A 19,242-nucleotide genomic window follows, 5' to 3' on the forward strand; every position below is an offset into this window, starting at 1 on the left:
ATAGCTTTTCTTGGTGTTAATATCTATTTAAATTAAATCTAATATATTTTTTTAGGGAGATGTTAACAGTGAAATTTAAAGAAGAAGTAAAACATATAGAAGATGAAGTTAAAAAAGATTTAGAGGGACTAAAATATAGACACGAAAGTAAAAAAGAGTATAGAAAAGAAGAACATGATGAGCGTAAATTTGCTAAAGAATTAGAACACCAAATGAAAGAAGAAGATAAAGAGTTAAAAAAAGAGTGTAAAAAAGAAGCTAAAGAAATTGATAAAGAAATAAAAGAAGAAGAACATGATGAACGTAAGTTTGCTAAAGAATTAGAACACCAAATGGAAGAAGAAGATAAAGACTCAATAAAAGAGTGTAAAAAAGAAGCTAAAGAAATTGATAAAGAAATAAGAAAAGAAGAACATGATGAGCATAAACTTGCTAAAGAATTAAAACATCAGATGAAAAAAGAAGATAAGGAAATAGAAAAAGAAGAACGTAAAATAATAAAAAGTGAAGATAAAGAGATAAAAGAAATAAACAAAGAAATGAAAAAGGAATTAAAAGATATGGAAAAATAATTAGATTATCCATCTCTGTTTGAGAGATGGATAATCTAATTATTTTATAATTTCCTAATACGATTTATATAAATTTTAACTAAGTTTTGCCAATAGTAGCAAGTATACTATCATAGTATATTCCTTTATTTTGCATTAATTCTTTATGTGATCCACTTTCAATAATCTTTCCTTTATCTAATACTATAATATTATCACAATATTTAATAGTACTTAATCTGTGTGCAATTATTATACTTGTTCTATTTTTCATTATATTTTTAATAGCATCTTGTACTTTTCTTTCTGTATTTGTATCAATGCTACTAGTAGCCTCATCAAGTATTAGTATATCTGGATTTTTTAAAATAGCTCTTGCAATACTTATCAATTGTTTTTGGCCTATACTTAGATTATCTCCACCTTCATTTATATATGTATCATATTTATTTTTAAGATTTTTTATAAATTCATGTGCATTGGCTATTTTACAAGCTTCTATAATTTCCTCTTTACTTGCATTTAATTTAGAATATCTAATATTTTCTAAAATAGTTCCCTTAAATAAATATATATCTTGAGATACTACAGAAAACGCATCTAAAAAACTTTGTTTTCCATATTCTTTAATTTCTATATTATCTAGTAATATAGATCCTTCATAATCTTCATATAATCTATTTATTAAATTTATAATTGTAGTTTTTCCACTTCCTGTAGTTCCTATTATTGCATTACTCGTTCCATGTTCTATAGTTAAATTAACATTATTTAATACATTTTTTCCATTTTCATATTTAAAATATACGTTTTTAAACTGTATATTTCCTTTTATATCACTTGCGTTTATAGTTCCAATATCTTTCATTATATGTTTTTTTTCATCTAAAATTTCAAATATCCTTTCGCATCCAACAATAGAAATTTGAAATGTATTAAATAAGTTCGCTAATTCATTTAATGGTCTTGTAAATTGTTTAGTATAACTTAAAAAAGTCGCAATAGTTCCTATTGTAATTAAATTTTTAATGGATAAATAAGATCCTACAATAGAAATTGTAGTAAAGGCTACATTAGTAATAACATTCATCATAGGCATTAATAACGAACTATAAACTTGTGCTTTTAAAGCTGCTTTAAATAAGTTATTATTAATTTCATCAAATTTTAAAATTGCACTTTCCTCATAGTTAAAAGATTTAACTATATTTATATTTCTTACATCTTCTTCTATATGTGAATTTAATCTTCCTAATTCTAATTGTTGTGATTTAAAATATTTTTTACTTCTTTTAGCTATTGTTTTACTGAGTATAATAATTAAAGGCATAGTTATTATGCTTATTAGTGTTAAAATAGGACTTAATATATACATCATTATAAGTGTTCCTAAAATAGTTATAGTTGATGTTATTATTTGGACTATAGAACTTGAGATTCCACTGCTAATATTATCTACATCATTACTTATTCTACTCATTAAATCACCTTTTTCTTTAGAGTCAAAGTAAGATATAGAAAGGTTTTGTAATTTTTCAAATACAGAGTTTCTTAAATTTCTTACAACTCGTTGTGACATATCAACTATTAAAAATTCTTTAAATAAATTTACAATAGAATCTATTATATAGCAAAGTAATAATGTGACTAATACTAAAATCATAATAGATTTTTTAGTATTATTTAAATCTATTAAATCAATACTTTTACCTATTAATAAAGGTATGATTATAACTATAAAGCTATCTAAAAGTACTAACAAAAATATAGATAAAATTATACCTTTTTCCCCTTTAAAATATTTAAATAATCTCGTTAGTGTTTTTTTTAAATCCTTTGGTTTTTTTTTAGGAGTAAATCTTGACTCTATTTTTCCTTTCATATATGATCCTCCTACATTAATTTAAATATCGATTGATATTTGTGAATTATATATTTCTTTGTATACTTGACATTTTTCAATAAGTTTATCATGACTATCAAACCCTACTATTTCCCCATTATCTAAAACCATTATTTTATCCATATTTATAATCGAGTTAATTTTTTGCGATACTACTATCAATGTAGTTTTATAAAGTTTAGTTTTTATATTTTTTAAAATTTTATTTTCTGTCTTTATATCCATAGCACTGAAAGAATCATCCAATATTAAAACCTTAGGATTTCTAATCAGTGCTCTTGCTATACATATTCTTTGTCTTTGCCCTCCAGATAAGTTTGACCCACCTCCATCTATAGATTCATCGTATCCCTTTTCAAAGCTTTCTATAAATCCATCACAGTCGCAAATTTTACATATATTTTTTATTTCCTCTGTATCTATATTTTTATTTCCAAACTTTATATTATCAGCTATACTTTGATTAAATAAAATATTTTTTTGAGGTACTATCCCGATAAACTTTCTCAATGTTTTAGTATTTAAATTATCTATATTTTTATCATTAAATTTTATAATTCCTTTATCTATATTATAAAGTTTTATGATTAAGTTTATAATTGTGCTTTTTCCACTTCCAGTTGGTCCTATTATTCCAATATGTTCTCCATCATTAATTTCAAAAGATATATCCTTTAATGTATTTTCATGATTATTATATGAAAAATTTACATTTTCAAACTTTATATCTCCTCTAATACCAAACTCAACTTCAGCCTTCTGATCTTTTTCAACTTTCATATCAAAAACTTCTATTATTCTATCTCCGGAAGCTTTAGCCCTTATAAATATATTAAAAATATGAGATATCATAAGCAAAGATGTAAGTATCCTTCCCATATAATTTATATATGCAACTATAACACCTATTTCTATCTTTTTACTTATAAATAGTTTATTTCCTAAATATAAGATTAGTATAATCACTATATTTGATATAAGAGTAATAGTTGGTTTAAATACTGAACTTACTTTCATAGCTTTTTTAGTCGATTTAGCTAAATTATCATTAACTTTTTCAAATTTAGATTTCTCATATTTTAATCGATTAAATAAATTAACTATACGCACATTTTCTAAATACTGTCTTAAATTTGAATTCATATCATCTAATGATATTTGAATTTTTTTAAAATATGGTATTCCTATTTTCAAATTTATTATAATCACAATAAATATTAATACAATCCCTATAAATAGTATTATAGATAATTCTAAATTTAATTTTATAGCTAAAATAAAACTTCCAATACATAAAATTGGTGCTTTTATTATTATTCTCATTAGACTATTCACAAATTGCTGTACCTGATTTACATCATTAGTTAATCTAGTTATTAATGAAGCCCTTGTTATTTTATCTATATCTTCTAATGAATAGTAATTTATATGTTTAAATAAATCACTTCTTAAGTCTCTTGCAAACCTTTGAGATACATTAGTTGATATTATACTTCTAAGTACAGCAAATATAGCTCCAAGTACAGTTATTCCTATCATAATAATACTTTGATTTAGTAAATAATTTAAATCTTTATTTTGTACTCCAATATCTATGATTTTTGCTAATATAGCTGGCTGGAACAAATCACATATGGCTTCTAACGTAACTAAAATTACACCTAGTAAAAATAAAAATATATATTTCCTTATGTATTTTTTTAAATATAACAAGCTTTCACCTCCTAATTATATTTATATTATTATCCATACTTTTATTATATCCATTTTATATATTAAATAAAAAACTAGAGATTACTCATGAAAATGAGTAATCCCTAGTTTTTTTTATTTGATATATAATGACCTATCCATATACCTAGTCCTAATGCTAAAATAATACTAAAATTTAGTTTTGTAAATAATATTCCAGCTAATAATCCAATAGCGATACCTACAACCATAGAATTACATCTCATACATATCCTCCACTTATTTAAAGCTCTTCTCTTTTATATAGATATGTATGTTACTTAATAGAATAGTACTTAATTTTTTATTATATATAATATATTAAAAGCCCTACAATTATAGATGGAATTGTAGTTATTATAGTTGCCCACATAGCAGATTTTTTATCCATTGCAAGTAATGGGAATAAAGCATCTCCATCTTGCGATATACTATTTGCTACTAAAGCTGCAAAAGGAAGACTTCCTTTTAGATAAAAAGACATAACTACAATTTGAACTCCACATCCTGGAACGATACCAAGTATTGCTCCTGCAAATACACTTAAGACCCCAGCCCCTAATATTAATGTAACTAAGGCTTTTTCTCCACCTGCAACGTATATAACTACATCATAAAGTATATAGGCTACAAAAATCCATACTATTACGAATGAAATTTCACTTACAGAATGAATTAGTGTTTCTTTTAATGACATTAATTTATGTTCATTTTCTTCAAAATTTTCATTTTCTATAACTTTTTTAGTCATTATCATGTATATAAATGAAGATATTATTCCTAATATAGCAATTAGTTCCTCAAATGAATGTAATTTTTCTATAAATTCAAATTCAAGTCCTGAATGGGCTAATACCATAAATACAAATCCAACTAGTAATAGTGCTAAGTATAACTTATATCCTACTCCATGAACTATTTTTTGAGCTATATGATAGAATTTATTATGTGATTTTATATCGCAACTTACATGTTCATCTGATCTTAAACCTAATTCCTTTTTATTACTTTTTTTAGTATTTTTACACTTATGTAGTTCTAGCTTTTCTTCCATTTTAAAATAATCAACTAAATATCCAGTAAATACTCCAACTAAAAAGCTTATAATAGTAACTAATATATATGCTCTAAAATCACTTGCCATCATTAAAAATGCACTATCTCCCATGCTGGCAATCAGACTTGCTATAATAGTTCCAAAAGTCACTTTATTACTTACAAATAATGGCATTAAAACTATACTTCCTCCACATCCTGGAAGAGCTCCAAGTAATGCTCCTAATATTGGTTGTAACTTCTTGTTTTTACTTATTATATTTACAAAATTACCACTAGTTTTATAATTTATATATCCAAATAATATTATCGATATACTAACTAAAGAACCTACATGCAGGAAGGTTTCTTCAGCACTATTTATTAAAATACCCATACGCATTCCTCCCTTAAATCTACTTTTTAAATTATACCATTTGATTTTTTATTTGTAAATGATTTTCTTTTTCAATTGATTTTAAGCATAACTATATACTTTTATATTAGTCTAATCCTAAAAATATTAATCATTTTTTTAATTTTTATATTAACATTATATATTAATTTTATAAACTACTAACATAAAAATTAAAAAAATAAAATAGCAATTGCTATTTTATTTTTTATCTTTTTGATCTATTATAGTTTTAGTTGTATCCATATCTTTTCCTAAACATCTTTGAGTATTTAATCTTTCTCCAACTAACATAGTAGACATTAACGTTTTTAACTCTTCTATCAACTTATTAAATTCTTCTGTATTTTCTAAATTCTTTTCTTCATCCATTATAGTTTCTGTAGTATTAATATCTTTATCTATATCAGTTTCTGTATTTAATTTTTCTTCATTTACCATAGTGTTAACTAATCCTTTAGCCTCTTCAGCTAATTTTTCTATTTCATTTATATCTACATTTTCATTTTCTTTTTGATCTATTATAGTTTTAGTTGTGTCTACATCTTTTGCTATACATCTTTGAGTGTTTAATCTTTCGCTTATTAATAACTCTCCTCCAATTCCTTTTAAATCCTCTACTAACTTGCTTAATTCTTTATGTAATTTATTCATTTCACTTTGACTTAATTGCTTTGGTTCTTCTTTTCGATCTATTATAGTTTTAGTTGTATCTCTGTCTTTTGCTATACATCTTTGAGAGTTCATTCTCTCACTAACTAACATAGTATCCATAATACCTTTTAATTCGTCTTTAAATGATTTTAAAACTTCGTTGATTTTTTGCATATTTGTCACCCCGTAATATATTTTTATATTTCTATTTTACCCTATTTTTATATATTAAAACAACATTTTATTTTAAATTTTACCATTTTTATTAATTGTCGATTATTGAAGTCTATTTTCTAATATTTTCTCTTGATTACTCTTTATTTTATCTAAAGAATTTAAAAACTCTTTAGAATATTCATTCTTTATATATATAAGACAGGATAACTCATTGTTTTTATTACATACTTTTGTAGCTATCCGTACATGATCTTCTAATTGTTTTTTTTCATACTTAAAATTCAAATCTAGTCTGGTTACCTCTCCATCTACTACTAAAGTATCGTTATTTTCATCTATTAATATTTTTACATTTTTATTTGTCTCACCTTTAACTACATTATTAAATTTACTATATTTATATGTGTATCCATTGTAGTCAAATCTATTGCATTCATTTATCTTTTTTAATATATACTCGCCTTCTTCTTCTTTCTTAAAATCATCGATTTCAAAAAAACTATATTTTGAAAAATAATCTATTATAAATTCTTTTTGTATCATATTATCCATATTTACCTCTTTTCTTTTATAGTTTATTTTTATTATTTCTTGAATTTTAATATTTATTTATAAAAATCTGATTTATCACTTGTACATTAATTTTGAATTTTAATCATATATTTTTCAAGGAGGTGATATATTGATTGAAATTAATTTAGATTTTACTTTTACTTTAATACTTTGTATAACATTTTTACTCATAGGTTCTACATTGAAATTTAAAATTAACTTTTTTAATAAATTTTGTATTCCAGCACCAGTCATAGGGGGATTGCTTTTTACTCTTTTTAATACAATACTAATAATATTAGATATATCAAACATACATATAATGAATAAAATTACGCCTTTTTTTATGAATGTTTTTTTTACAATCTTAGGGCTAAGTGCTAGCTTTAAGTTGATAAAAAAAGGAGGTAAGCTGTTATTTACATATTGGTTTTTATGTGGAGTACTTGCGCTTTCCCAAAATATAATTTCAGTTTTAGTTTCTAAAGCCATAAAAATAAATCCTTTAATAGGTCTTATGTGTGGAACTATTTCATTAGAAGGTGGTCATGGTAATGCAGCCGCCTTTGGAAGTACTATTGAGAATTTAGGTGTAGAAAATGCTGTTACTGTTGGGCTCGCTGCTGCTACTATAGGAGTAATAGTCGGAGGGCTTATAGGAGCACCTGTTTCTAGATATCTTATTATAAAACATAATTTAAAGCCAAATAAAAAACTTACATATAATAATTCAAAACTAAGATGTTTTTCTAGTAATAAAAATAGATCTTTTAGAGCGTCAAATTTTGATATTAATACTATATTAGAACAAATATTGATTATATTATTATGCATGAGCTTAGGAGAGCTCATTACAAATTTATTTTATTTAAAAACAAATATAGTTTTACCTAGTGTTGTTGGCTGTATGGTGGTGGCTTGTTTTTTCAGAAATATAAATGAGTTTATAAATGTATTTAAGTTTAATTTTGATATACTTGATCCTATAAGCGAAATCTCCCTTTCTATGTTTTTAATACTTGCACTTATGACTATTAATCTAATTGATTTAAAAAATTTAGCAGGTCCTATGCTAATAATTATATTAGTTCAAATTTTATTTATTTTATTTTATTCAATTTTTATATGTTTTAAGCTTTTAGGTAAAGATTTTGATGCTGCAGTAATAATTTCTGGATTAATTGGTCATGGACTTGGTAATACTCCAAATGCAATAGCTAATATGAATTCTATAACATCTAAGTATGGGTTATCAGATAAAGCCTTACTCATAGTACCTCTAGTTGGAGCTTTTTTACTTGATATATTTACTATACCTACTATTCTTATTTTTATAAACTTTTTTAAATAGTACATAAATTTATAAAATTTTGTAACTTATGTTACAGCTTTATCTTTAAATTTAATATATAATAAATTCATAATTTAAAAACTAGGAGGATTTTTAATATGTCTTGTGGATGTTCAAATACAGATAAAAATGATGGAAGACAAGTAGTTGATTTAGTAAGAAGCAAAGAAAAAGGAGATTTCCCACTAAGAACTCCTCATGAAATAGAGTGCGTTAATTGTAAGAAAGTATTTACAATGTCAAAACACGTTGATAAATGTCCAAACTGTGATATGACTTATGGAGTAACTCCATGTAGTTCTATGGATAAAAATAATATAAAATCTGCAGGTATAAATTATTAAAACTCCCTAATTAGGGAGTTTTAATTTTATTTTTTATTATCTAAGTCATTTTGTTCTTCCACATTATCTACAAATTTATTTAATTCTTCAACTGTTGGGTGACTTTCATTTTCATAACTTAATCTATTACTATTAAATTCTAATATTTTTTCTTGCAATTCATTTTCTTCTTCTTGTTCATAATTATTATCTTCATTTTCTAAGTTGTACATATAATCTTCATATTCTTCATCGTATTTTGATTTAGCTTTTTTATAAATCATAGTAGCTCCAACTGTTGCTCCTATCCCAAGAGCTGTAATAGTTGTAAATTTTATAGCTTTATTTCTTTTTTTCTTTAATATTTCTTGATTTTTTCTCTCTTTGACATTTTTATATAATTTAGTTGCTAACATAAAAAGCTCCTTTCCTATTGCATTTTATTTAATTTATATTATTATTTGGAAAAATATAAAAAAAACACAATTAATTATTGTTATATTAGGAATTTTTATGCTATACATAAAAATTTATTTATTATAATATAATATTAAATATCCTTATATTAAAGTAAATATCAATTTCAAACAAAAGGAGGTTTAAAATTGTTAAATATAAAATCTAAAACTTATATGTATTTAAATATTACTATAAATATACTAGCTATATTTTATTTAATATCTTTAATATATTTTATTTTATTTGGTAAGCCTTATCAAATAGCTCCATGTTTATCATCTTTAGGAGTAACATTATTTATAAAAATCTTATTAAAGAAATCTATCTCTTTATTTTCTCCAATTTTAATATTTGCAATCGTAATTTACACTTTATTTTCAGCTTATCTAGGTTCTAGTTTTAATTTTTATGGTATAATCCACAATTACGATGATATAATGCATTTTTTATCAGGTGTTTTATCTACTCTATTTGCATATGACTTATATTTTATATTCAACTCCAGGATACCAAATTATTATACAAATAGATACTTTATTATTATTTTCGTATTTTGTTTTAGTTTAGCAATTGGTGGACTTTGGGAGATTGCAGAGTTTACTATTGATAATTTATTTAAAACTAATATGCAAGTTGGAGGGCTTATAGATACAATGATTGATATGATTGATTCTTTAGCTGCCTCTATAATAACAATTTCTATATATGAATTAGTAAATAAAAATGTTAAATAAATAAAAACCTCACTAAATATTTAGTGAGGTTTTTATTTATTTAATATTCATCAAAATAATCATTATCTTCAAATTTAACATCACAATATCTGTGATATAAATCAATATCATTACACATACTGTTATAAGAACATGTTTTCATTTGATTTAACATACTCATATAAGAACTTAAAATATCTTGTTGCTCAAAACTATCATTTACAATTTTTCTGTAGTTATTTTTTAAATTTCTTTTCTTCCTTAACACTTTAAGCACCTTCTTTTATGAGTTCTAGTTTTCATATTTTCCTTCTGAATAATTTTTTACAATATCCACAAATCCTAATAGTTCTAAATTTGCATCGGTTCCATTTAATACTTGATTGTAATACCAATTTGCAAATTCAGGATTAGCTAAAGTTTCATTGAGTTTTAAAAAATCTAAGTCATCTAAATTTTGTTTTTTTTCACTCACTATCACCATCTCCTTAAATACTATTATTATTACTGACAATCATATTTTTATTCATTTAAATATATCTTTACTTTATTGTATTCAACGTTTTTAATTTATTAACCTTCTAATAAAAGAAAAAGCCTAAAATTTTTAATTTTAGGCTTTTTCTTTTATTATTTAATTAATATAGCTTCATTCAATTTTAAATTCACTTCAACTGTTGTGTTATTTTTTACATCATCATAAATATATCCTACTACCTCTAGTTTTTTAACATCACTTGGGTGAACTGAATATAACTTTACTTCTTGATTTTTTTTAATTACTTCATATGAATCAACGTATGATATGTTTGTATACTCTTTATTACCATTAAGTTCTGCTAATTCTAAAACTACACTCCCAATATCTTTATCAGAAAGATTTTTTATAGTTATTTCAGAATTATAACCTCCATCAACTTGATTTAATATCTTAGGCTCTGAAATTGCAAGTATATCATAATTTTTATTTTTTACTATCTTTTCTTTTGTGTTTATTATATTAACTTTATCATCTAATAAATCTACACTTACCAACTTATTTGATACATTATATGAATAAGATATTACTTCTGATGTTTTTGCATATTTCTTATGTGCAGACTGTAAGTATACACTTTCTCCTGGAGATAGGGTTATTTTAGATAAAGCTTCAGTTTTTGCTAATGCATTTTTATCTTTGTCATATTCTCTAAGTGTTAATTGTATATTTCTTATATCAAAATCACTTATATTCGTAACTTTCGTTTTAGTATCCACTATTGTAGAAGAATTATTGATTTCATCTACACTTTGTGGCTTTCCTATATCTAAAACTTTTGCATTCTTTTCATTTATATTGATATTAAATTTATCTATTGCTATATTCTCACTTGCTTTAATAGTAGCTCTATTTTCATTTGATGTACAACCTAAAAGCATACTAACTGCAATTGTTAATATAAGGGATAGTATGGATATATTTCTTATCCTATTAGCCATATATTAGCACCTCAGTTCTATATCTATTTATTATATTATACTATATATAGACTGAGTTAAATATTTTTTTTTACTTTTTTTTATTTTTCGTAGTATTTTTTCCAAAATTAACCACAATTAATCTCCAACTCCAAAATCAGTATTATTATAAAGAACTTCTATATAATCATTTTCATCTAAAAATGCATATTTTTCTTTAAACCATCTAACTAAATCATTATCTCTTTTTATTTTTGATGTGTTATCTACAAATACATTTATGGTCGCATGTTTAAAGTTGTTTAAAACTATTTCTATATCCTTATCAATCATTTCCTTAGTCTGACCCTTTATTCCTACCATCATACAAGGAGAATCAAAATAGCTTTTTAATTCTTCAACTGTTTTAAATTTTGCATTTTTGTTTAAAAAATTATTTCTAAAGTTGTAATCAAAACTTTCTACACCTATTTTAAAAATAATTTCTATTCCAAAGAATTCTCTCATTTCATCTAATCTATTTCTATAACACCAATGACTTTCTAGAAAAAGTTTTTGTATCCCTTGTTTTTTTATTACCTCTTTTATTTTATCTAATGTTTTTTTAGGAAGTTCAAAACAACTTCCTGAGTTTATAACTTCTAGAACTTTATATTTTCCTGTTACATTTTCTAAAACCTCAAAATTTAATTTATTCATTTCTTCTTCATTTACATCATTATCTAATGTATAGTCACAAAATGAACATTTCCCCCATATACAAGGAAATCCCTTTAGTAGAACTATTTCTCTTTGATTTTTATTTTTAATTTCATTGTATCTATCCATTTATATTTCTCCAGTTTTTAATTTTTTCTAGCTTTTAATTTATATGAATTTGGAATTGATATTACCGAAGTATTAACAATAAGAACAGCTATAAATTTATCTATATAATCAGTTACTACTTGAGTTAAAAATACACCAGTAACTTTATCAATTCCAAAGGATCCTAGTATCTGTACAATATATGAAGAACCTGATGATGTTACCCCTCCAAATACAAATGCTGCTATTATAGCACTTAGTATAGATGTAGGTATGGAAAACGCTAATACTCCTATTGGAGTCTTGATCCCATTTAAAAATCCTTTTTTATACATTAATCCTGAAATTAACCCTGTAGTTATCTGAACTGGCATAAAAAAGAATGAATAAATATCAAAAGTCATTCCACTTACCATACTTCCGCAAAGCCCTGTTATTACAGCATATTTAGGTCCTAGTGTACATGCAATAAATATTGTTCCTATTGAATCTAAATAAATTGGAAGTCTTAAGTTAAGAGCTATAAACGCACCTATAACATTTAACGCTATTCCTAAAGCTATCAAAGTTAATTCCTTAGTTGTTATTTTTTTCATTTTATATTATCCCTCCTGTTGAGTTTATTTTTTCAACATGATTTGGGAATAATCGTTTTAAAAACATATACATAAATTTCTTTTCATCAACATTTGTAAGAATCATACTATTTGATTTCTTTTTATAAAAATTTTCACAGTCAACTATAGTTTGTCCCATAGCAATTCCATCTTCAACTACTTGTGTATAACTTTCAAATCCATCACATATACTTCTATCAATAAAATATGCTACTGCTAATGGGTCATTTATAACACAGCCTATAATACCTTCTTGATTCCAATGAAAATCAATATAAAATCTGGTTATTTGAGTTATATATTCAGCTAAATCTTTATCTAGCCTATTCATAAATTCTATTAAATTTGGAGTCAGTACTATTTTTCTAGTTACGTCCAATCCTACCATATGAATTTTTTTAGGTAAGTTTTTATAGACATAATCTGCTGCATGGGGATCTACCCAATAATTGAATTCAGCAACTGGAGAACAATTTCCATGTATTCTAAAAGCACCACCCATAGATATAAATTCATCTAAATTTTCAAATGCTTTCTTGTCCTTCATTAGTGCTTTTGCAATATTTGTTAGAGGCCCTAATGCTATTATAGATACATCTTTATTATTTTTTAAAGTTTCTATAATAAAGTTTACTCCATCATATTTGATTTTTTCGGTTGATATTTTTTCATAGAAATTTTCACCTACACCATCTTCTCCATGAGTATCTTGTGCTGTTACTAATTCTCTTTTGATAGGATTTTCTTCTCCAACATATACATCTATATGTTTTTTAGAAAATCTGTGAAGTGTATAAAGAGCATTTTCTGCTCCGGTTTTAGCAGGTACATTCCCGCTACAAGTTGTAATGCCCAGTATTTCTAGCTCTGGTGAGTTTATTGCTAATAGTAATGCTAGAGAATCGTCTATCCCTGGGTCACAGTCAATTATTACCTTTCTTTTTTGCATAACAAATCTCCTCCTTAAAATTTTATAAAGGAGAACCTTACAACTTTTTTATTAAAAAGTCATAGCTAAGGGTACATCTTATATACTTCCACTATATAAATACCTTAGTTTTTTATACTTGGAGGTTCTCGAACAAGTCCTAGATAGCTATTAACTATCTAGATTTTTCAACGTTTTGTAATTATTTTTTAGGTTTTGTCTAGTCTTTCAAAGCTATCCACAACTAAACTAACAAAATTTATTTTACAATAAATAATCGTTTATTTCAATATTTAGATTATGCAAAAGACTAATATCTAAAGTTTAATCTTTTTTAATATAAATTATTTTTTATGTAATAGCATTCAACTTTTAATATACACTTACATTATGCTGTAGCTAATTACTCTATTACTGTTGCAAACGGCTTATATAAACACTATTACTTGATACGCTCATAAATGTTAATAGACCGAAAAGAAGGACTCATTTCAAATGTAATCCTAATTTGTAGCCATAAGTCTCAACTCCATTTAATAAATTTTATAATAAAAAAGTACTTACATTTTAAGTAAGTACTTTTTTATTATATTCCTAGTATCATTTTTTTCTTTTTTTCAAACTCTTCTTGAGTTATTATTCCATCATCTAATAAATTCTTAAATTTTAGAATTTCATCAGCATCAGAAGATGTATTTTTAACTTCATTTTTAGGTTTGTCATTATCTTCAACAATAATAGATAATACAGATAAAATATCTTGAGCCAATTTATATGATTTTTTATATATACTAGAATTTGTTGGTGTTTTTACTTTTATCAACGAAATATATACATTAGGATTATTTATATCATTTAAGGTTATTTTTATGTTTAGCGAATTAACTATAGAGTTTGTTTTTCTATTACCAGTAACGCCGCCAACTATAGCTCCTACTCCACCTAATAAAACACCACCAGCAACAGCTCTTCCTAATCCGCCCTTTGTTATAGATTCTCCATCTTCTAGTAATTCAAATTCAATAATATCCTTATAATTATACACTTTGGGATTTTTTTTTGTTCCAGCAAATCCATCTGGTATAAGCCATTGTTTTTTATTATCATCAAATTCAATATAATTACCTATTTTTTTTGTTGGATTAAAGCTTTCAACACACTCTCTATTCTGTATAGTTTTATTTACTAAATCAATTGCTTCACTAACTGTAACAGTTTTTAATGGCTTTTTTGTAGGAAATAAACCACTATCTTTTAAACATTTTAAACATATGTATCCATCAGATAATTTTACTTTTGTTAATTCATCTTTACATATAGAACAAGTTTCTTTTTTTGAAAATAACCCCATATATAAGCCTCCCTTTAATCTAAGATGTCTATCTTATAATATTATAAATTGGAAATTTTTTCAAGTAACGAAATGATACATTCTATTTAAGTCTGATTGTAAATTTTCCTGTCTTTTTAAATCTTTTGAAAAACAAAAAAGACTAGGATTATTCCTAGTCATGTACACTCTAATCAATCTCAAGAGTTCCTTTTTCAATACTTTTATACGGCTTTGTATCAGATAATTCATATGTATATTTACCAGATTCATTAAATATATCTAATGTATATTTAGAATCTTGATGCATTTCAACTTCATTAGTTACTTTTTTCCCTGGTTCATAAATATATATTATAGCACTATCAATCTCTTTATCATAACTATCTACGAAAGTTTTTGCAATCTCTTTTGCATTTATATTTTTAGGCTCACTTATTACAACTCGTGGCCACTCTCCATTTTGACCTTTAATTTTCTCAGCTAATACAGAATAACTATTTTCAAATTTTGGTTTATTACTATTTGATGTATTATCTTTATCTGTATTTGAATTACATCCTACTAAAACTAAACTTATAGCAGTTATGATTAATCCTAATTTCACTTTATTTTTCATTTAAGCCTCCAATAATTTCTGTCCTTTAATATTTCTATTGTTCATATAAAAACTTCATTAATACAATTCATAAGCATCATATTATATTTCTTTTGTCAAAAATATATAAATTTATAGATACCTTTTAATAAATATAATTTTTTTAACTAAATTTTATTATACTATCGTTTATAATTGACCTTCATAATCTTCTGAGTGAAAACATTTCTGACCATATTCATTTAATACTGCACTACTTGCATTCATTGTTATCGACCCTAATCCTTCAAAGTTTACAGTTAAAGTATTCCAGCCATCTTTATCTAAAAGATCATCTGATATTCCCCCAAATCTAACTACAGCTACATCCTTTTCTGTTAACGGAGCTGGGTCAGCTAGCTTAACACTAACGGTGATATTTTCTCCATCAAAGTTTACATCATTAAGTTTATCCCCTGCTAAATTTTGTCTAACTAACATTTTTATATTATCAGCAGTTAGGTCACTTGGTGTGCTAGAATCTGATGATTTTTCTACTTTTGTATCTTTTTTATCTTCTACAGTAGTATCCATATCCTCATTTATTTTTAATTTGCTTGTTGAATCAATAGTATCTGTTGTATCTGTATATTCTGTATTTTGTACAGATTCACTGGTTGTTTCTGAACTTGTTTTTTTATCATTATTAGAACATCCTACAACTCCAAATCCTACAACTATCAACAAACTTAATATTCCTAATTTAATCTTCATAACTACTATTGCCTCCTTAATATTTACTGAATTAATTTTGTAGTATTTTATAAAAAATCTTATATATTTATAAATCAATTTATATCTTACCATAAAATGGTAAAATTTTTAAAAGATTGAATGGTAAATAATATCAGAAAAATCAAAATATTCAATATCACTTTTTACATTTTAATAATAATTATTAACCCAAAATAAGGAGCACTCGTTGTCTTGAGTACTCCTTTGTTGGCTAACAGTTCCTAGGAACTATTTAAATTTACGCCTGTAGTCATTAGTTAAACTTTTATCTTACAATTTTAATATATACTTCCTTCATCATAAATATATTAATATCTTCAAAATAGTAAATTGTTTTTTCTCCTAACCCCTGGATTTTTTGAACTATATATTCACCAGATTTATTTTCTTCATGGTACCCCAAATATGAATAAAAAATAGCAATACACATATAAATAATAAAAATAAATATCAATTTATTATTTGAGTATACTATTGGTATAATAAATATCAATCCTATAGCTAAGATCCAAGAAAATACATAGATTAAATTTACCCAAGAATGAAAAACATATTTCTCTCCTAAACTTCCTTTTACTATGCTTCCTGTAAGTCCTATCATAATACTAACTAAAAATAAAAAAAATAAAATATTTATAAATCTTGATCTAGTTATATATTTAATTTTTTCTTTATTTGAATCCATATTATTAATAATTATTTTCTATTATATATCACATTTGCTGATTCTTGTGATATATTATTAGGAGCTTCATCACTAGTATTATTATCGGTACTATTTCCAACATCGTTTCTATCTACATTATTTTGGTTATTTACATTATTTTGGTTATTTACATTGGTCTCGATATTATTATCATTAGGTACATTGTTAATTCCGATATCAGGAACTTCATATTCATTTCTAGCTATTCTAGATATCATCGCAACAGATTCTGCTCTAGTTATATTACTATTGGGATTTAATTTTCCAGTGTTATCTCCTTTCATATATCCTCCTTCGATTGCACCTTCTACATATGATTTAGCCCAATTTGAAACCTTATTTCCATCTGAAAATAAGTTTATCTTATCATAATTATAATCCCTTTCATGTAATATACTGACTAAAATCTTAGAAGCTTCTTCTCTCGTTATAGTTTTATTAGGCTTAAATTTTCCATCTTCATATCCATTTATATAACCTGCTCTTTCTGCAACGCAAACATCATTATAAAACCAATCACTTTTATTTACATCTAAAAAATCTTGTGTATCTCTATTAAAAAATCTAAAGTAATGATTTACTATTTTTATAAACTCTGCTCTTGTTATATAATTATCTGGTCTAAATGTTCCATCTCCATATCCTTTTATATCACCTTTATTTATAAACTTGGTTATTTCTTTACAGGCCCAGTGTCCATTTATATCATTTATTTTAGTTTGTGCATATGAAGCTATTGATGTAGATCCTATTGTTATCCCTATGACTATTGTACTTATTATTTTCTTATGCATATTTTATCTCCAATCATTTTTATGAAGTCATTATACCATATTTTCCCTATTTAATTAGGTTTTTAACTTTTCTGTAAATTTAATTAAATAGTTATTTAGTTCTATTTAAGTATTAACATAATTTTTTCATAATTTTTTTAAAGTAACACTCATTTTAAAGTAAGCTTCTTTGTTTCAAAGATAATTCACTACTTATAATCATTTAAAGCAGTTATCTTTATAGGTTATATATTATATCTTATAAAAAGAAAATACCTAGGATTTTTCCTAGGTATTAGTAATAATTAATAATCAATTTTACCGAAAAATGACCATAATTAATCTTGCTTGTATCAATATTTATGTCATAATTTACAAATTATGAATCTCAAATTATAAGCTTTCATATAAATTAATTAATTTATTTATATAATTTTTATTATCTTCTAAATCTATTTCGTATTTTAATTTAGGTTCTTCTTTTTTAAAGCAGTATCTATAAATATTATTAGCTAGGTCTTCACCTAATTCATTTAAAGCTTCTTGTGAGTAATGTACTTCATCAATTAAAAGCTTTCTATCCCTAAATGATAACCCTAAATTTGAAGCTACAATTAAATTTCTGCACTCTTTGGCAGTAATTATTTGTGTAGCAACAATATTATGAACCTTTTTATCATCTACACCATCCCAATAACCCGTAAGACTTAAAAATACATTATCAATACCTGAATTTGTCAAATCCTTAACTAAACATTTTAATCTTTCTCTATAATATATAGGATCTGTTCCATATTTAGCATCACTTTCTCCTTGAATCCAAATAGCATTTTGGCTATTTACTGAGTATATTTTATTTATTTTTTCAATACCTCTTTTATATTTCATCAATGCATTCTCTAAATAATTATACCTATCATGTCCCCAGTTTTTTATCATAGATCCATCTACTGCACTATGTATAAAACATACATATCTATTAGTTAATTCATTCCACTTTACAGAAAAACTCTGTGCTATAGTTCCATTACCTCTAGATACTTCTAAAAACTTTCTCATAGGTATAATTTCGTCTAATTCAATATACTCAAAACATTTACTATTTGGGATTACTGAGTGTTCTGAGTTCCCAAGTCCAAGGGCATTACTCTGTCCTATTAACAAAAATACATCAATTAAAGGCTTATTCATCTTAAAGTTCCTCCTTTTAAATTTTATTGAATAATCTATGTAAAAACTTATATTATAAAACTTTATAAGAAATTCTTAATTCTACTTTCACCTATATCTCTTGTTACCTTATTTGAAATTTTATTCCTTTTTATCCAATTGTAATCGTTTTCTATCTTATTTTCAATAGGCTGTATGAAAATAAATTTCAAATTAT

The 19,242-nt window shown here is 24.6% G+C and carries 22 protein-coding genes and 1 riboswitch; of the genes, 4 read left to right on the forward strand and 18 right to left on the reverse strand.

The features are described 5' to 3' along the window. Positions 1-68: 68 nt before the first annotated feature. Positions 69-572 (forward strand): hypothetical protein, encoded by a 504-nt coding sequence (locus tag ATCC9714_RS09635; protein WP_021121496.1) that lies wholly within the window; start codon positions 69-71, stop codon positions 570-572. A gap of 79 nt (positions 573-651) precedes the next feature. Here ATCC9714_RS09635 and ATCC9714_RS09640 read toward each other — a convergent pair whose 3' ends face one another. The 6 genes from ATCC9714_RS09640 to ATCC9714_RS09665 all read right to left on the reverse strand — a co-directional run bounded on the left by ATCC9714_RS09640 (position 652) and on the right by ATCC9714_RS09665 (position 7,018). Beyond that, entirely contained in the window at positions 652-2,433 is a 1,782-nt protein-coding gene (locus ATCC9714_RS09640) for an ABC transporter ATP-binding protein (protein WP_057545132.1), read from the reverse strand. Positions 2,434-2,454: 21 nt separating this feature from the next. Beyond that, positions 2,455-4,167: an ABC transporter ATP-binding protein gene (locus ATCC9714_RS09645; protein ID WP_057545133.1), complete on the reverse strand. Its 1,713-nt coding sequence runs from the start codon at positions 4,165-4,167 to the stop codon at positions 2,455-2,457. 104 nt (positions 4,168-4,271) lie between these two features. Continuing rightward, positions 4,272-4,412, reverse strand: a complete 141-nt coding sequence (locus tag ATCC9714_RS09650; protein WP_021129439.1) for a putative membrane protein — start codon at positions 4,410-4,412, stop codon at positions 4,272-4,274. An 80-nt stretch (positions 4,413-4,492) separates the two neighbouring features. Beyond that, positions 4,493-5,617, reverse strand: a complete 1,125-nt coding sequence (locus ATCC9714_RS09655) for a putative manganese transporter (protein ID WP_054630394.1) — start codon at positions 5,615-5,617, stop codon at positions 4,493-4,495. 219 nt (positions 5,618-5,836) lie between these two features. Beyond that, a complete protein-coding gene (locus ATCC9714_RS09660) occupies positions 5,837-6,463 on the reverse strand; it encodes a hypothetical protein (protein ID WP_057545134.1) in 627 nt (208 codons plus the stop codon). Between the two features lie 102 nt (positions 6,464-6,565). Further along, on the reverse strand, positions 6,566-7,018 hold the full coding sequence (locus ATCC9714_RS09665) for a hypothetical protein (protein ID WP_054630392.1): 453 nt from the start codon (positions 7,016-7,018) through the stop codon (positions 6,566-6,568). A 130-nt stretch (positions 7,019-7,148) separates the two neighbouring features. On the opposite strand from ATCC9714_RS09665, the gene gltS reads away from it, so the two are divergent. Together gltS and ATCC9714_RS09675 are read left to right on the forward strand one after the other, a co-directional pair. After that, complete coding sequence (gltS, locus tag ATCC9714_RS09670) at positions 7,149-8,369, forward strand: sodium/glutamate symporter (RefSeq protein ID WP_057545135.1); 1,221 nt, start codon at positions 7,149-7,151, stop codon at positions 8,367-8,369. Positions 8,370-8,467: 98 nt separating this feature from the next. Further along, a complete protein-coding gene (locus ATCC9714_RS09675; protein ID WP_021121602.1) occupies positions 8,468-8,713 on the forward strand; it encodes a hypothetical protein in 246 nt (81 codons plus the stop codon). A 26-nt stretch (positions 8,714-8,739) separates the two neighbouring features. On the opposite strand, the gene ATCC9714_RS09680 is transcribed toward ATCC9714_RS09675, so the two are convergent. Then, on the reverse strand, positions 8,740-9,108 hold the full coding sequence (locus ATCC9714_RS09680; RefSeq protein WP_057537116.1) for a hypothetical protein: 369 nt from the start codon (positions 9,106-9,108) through the stop codon (positions 8,740-8,742). Between the two features lie 189 nt (positions 9,109-9,297). On the opposite strand from ATCC9714_RS09680, the gene ATCC9714_RS09685 reads away from it, so the two are divergent. Continuing rightward, positions 9,298-9,885 carry a hypothetical protein gene (locus ATCC9714_RS09685; protein ID WP_057539745.1) on the forward strand — a complete coding sequence of 196 codons (588 nt, stop codon included), beginning with the start codon at positions 9,298-9,300 and terminating at the stop codon, positions 9,883-9,885. Positions 9,886-9,925: 40 nt separating this feature from the next. Here ATCC9714_RS09685 and ATCC9714_RS09690 read toward each other — a convergent pair whose 3' ends face one another. The 11 genes from ATCC9714_RS09690 to ATCC9714_RS09740 all read right to left on the reverse strand — a co-directional run bounded on the left by ATCC9714_RS09690 (position 9,926) and on the right by ATCC9714_RS09740 (position 19,046). Continuing rightward, entirely contained in the window at positions 9,926-10,132 is a 207-nt protein-coding gene (locus ATCC9714_RS09690; RefSeq protein ID WP_021125487.1) for a hypothetical protein, read from the reverse strand. A gap of 24 nt (positions 10,133-10,156) precedes the next feature. Then, positions 10,157-10,339 carry a hypothetical protein gene (locus ATCC9714_RS09695; protein WP_021129448.1) on the reverse strand — a complete coding sequence of 61 codons (183 nt, stop codon included), beginning with the start codon at positions 10,337-10,339 and terminating at the stop codon, positions 10,157-10,159. 155 nt (positions 10,340-10,494) lie between these two features. After that, on the reverse strand, positions 10,495-11,343 hold the full coding sequence (locus tag ATCC9714_RS09700; RefSeq protein ID WP_021125488.1) for a hypothetical protein: 849 nt from the start codon (positions 11,341-11,343) through the stop codon (positions 10,495-10,497). A gap of 117 nt (positions 11,344-11,460) precedes the next feature. Continuing rightward, on the reverse strand, positions 11,461-12,150 hold the full coding sequence (locus tag ATCC9714_RS09705) for a radical SAM protein (protein WP_021129449.1): 690 nt from the start codon (positions 12,148-12,150) through the stop codon (positions 11,461-11,463). A gap of 17 nt (positions 12,151-12,167) precedes the next feature. Next, positions 12,168-12,725 (reverse strand): ECF transporter S component, encoded by a 558-nt coding sequence (locus ATCC9714_RS09710; protein ID WP_057545136.1) that lies wholly within the window; start codon positions 12,723-12,725, stop codon positions 12,168-12,170. A 1-nt stretch (position 12,726) separates the two neighbouring features. Continuing rightward, a complete protein-coding gene (locus tag ATCC9714_RS09715) occupies positions 12,727-13,695 on the reverse strand; it encodes a nucleoside hydrolase (RefSeq protein WP_057545137.1) in 969 nt (322 codons plus the stop codon). Between the two features lie 98 nt (positions 13,696-13,793). Further along, positions 13,794-13,838, reverse strand: a riboswitch (PreQ1 riboswitch). A 422-nt stretch (positions 13,839-14,260) separates the two neighbouring features. Further along, positions 14,261-15,025 (reverse strand): SHOCT domain-containing protein, encoded by a 765-nt coding sequence (locus tag ATCC9714_RS09720; protein ID WP_057545138.1) that lies wholly within the window; start codon positions 15,023-15,025, stop codon positions 14,261-14,263. A 169-nt stretch (positions 15,026-15,194) separates the two neighbouring features. Continuing rightward, entirely contained in the window at positions 15,195-15,623 is a 429-nt protein-coding gene (locus tag ATCC9714_RS09725; RefSeq protein WP_057545139.1) for a hypothetical protein, read from the reverse strand. A 168-nt stretch (positions 15,624-15,791) separates the two neighbouring features. Next, on the reverse strand, positions 15,792-16,355 hold the full coding sequence (locus ATCC9714_RS09730) for a hypothetical protein (RefSeq protein ID WP_021125497.1): 564 nt from the start codon (positions 16,353-16,355) through the stop codon (positions 15,792-15,794). 717 nt (positions 16,356-17,072) lie between these two features. Further along, positions 17,073-17,876 (reverse strand): S-layer homology domain-containing protein, encoded by an 804-nt coding sequence (locus ATCC9714_RS09735; protein ID WP_057545141.1) that lies wholly within the window; start codon positions 17,874-17,876, stop codon positions 17,073-17,075. Between the two features lie 372 nt (positions 17,877-18,248). Beyond that, on the reverse strand, positions 18,249-19,046 hold the full coding sequence (locus ATCC9714_RS09740; protein ID WP_057545142.1) for a sialate O-acetylesterase: 798 nt from the start codon (positions 19,044-19,046) through the stop codon (positions 18,249-18,251). Positions 19,047-19,242: the final 196 nt, after the last annotated feature.

The organism is Paraclostridium sordellii (assembly GCF_000953675.1).
Taxonomy (GTDB): domain Bacteria; phylum Bacillota; class Clostridia; order Peptostreptococcales; family Peptostreptococcaceae; genus Paraclostridium; species Paraclostridium sordellii.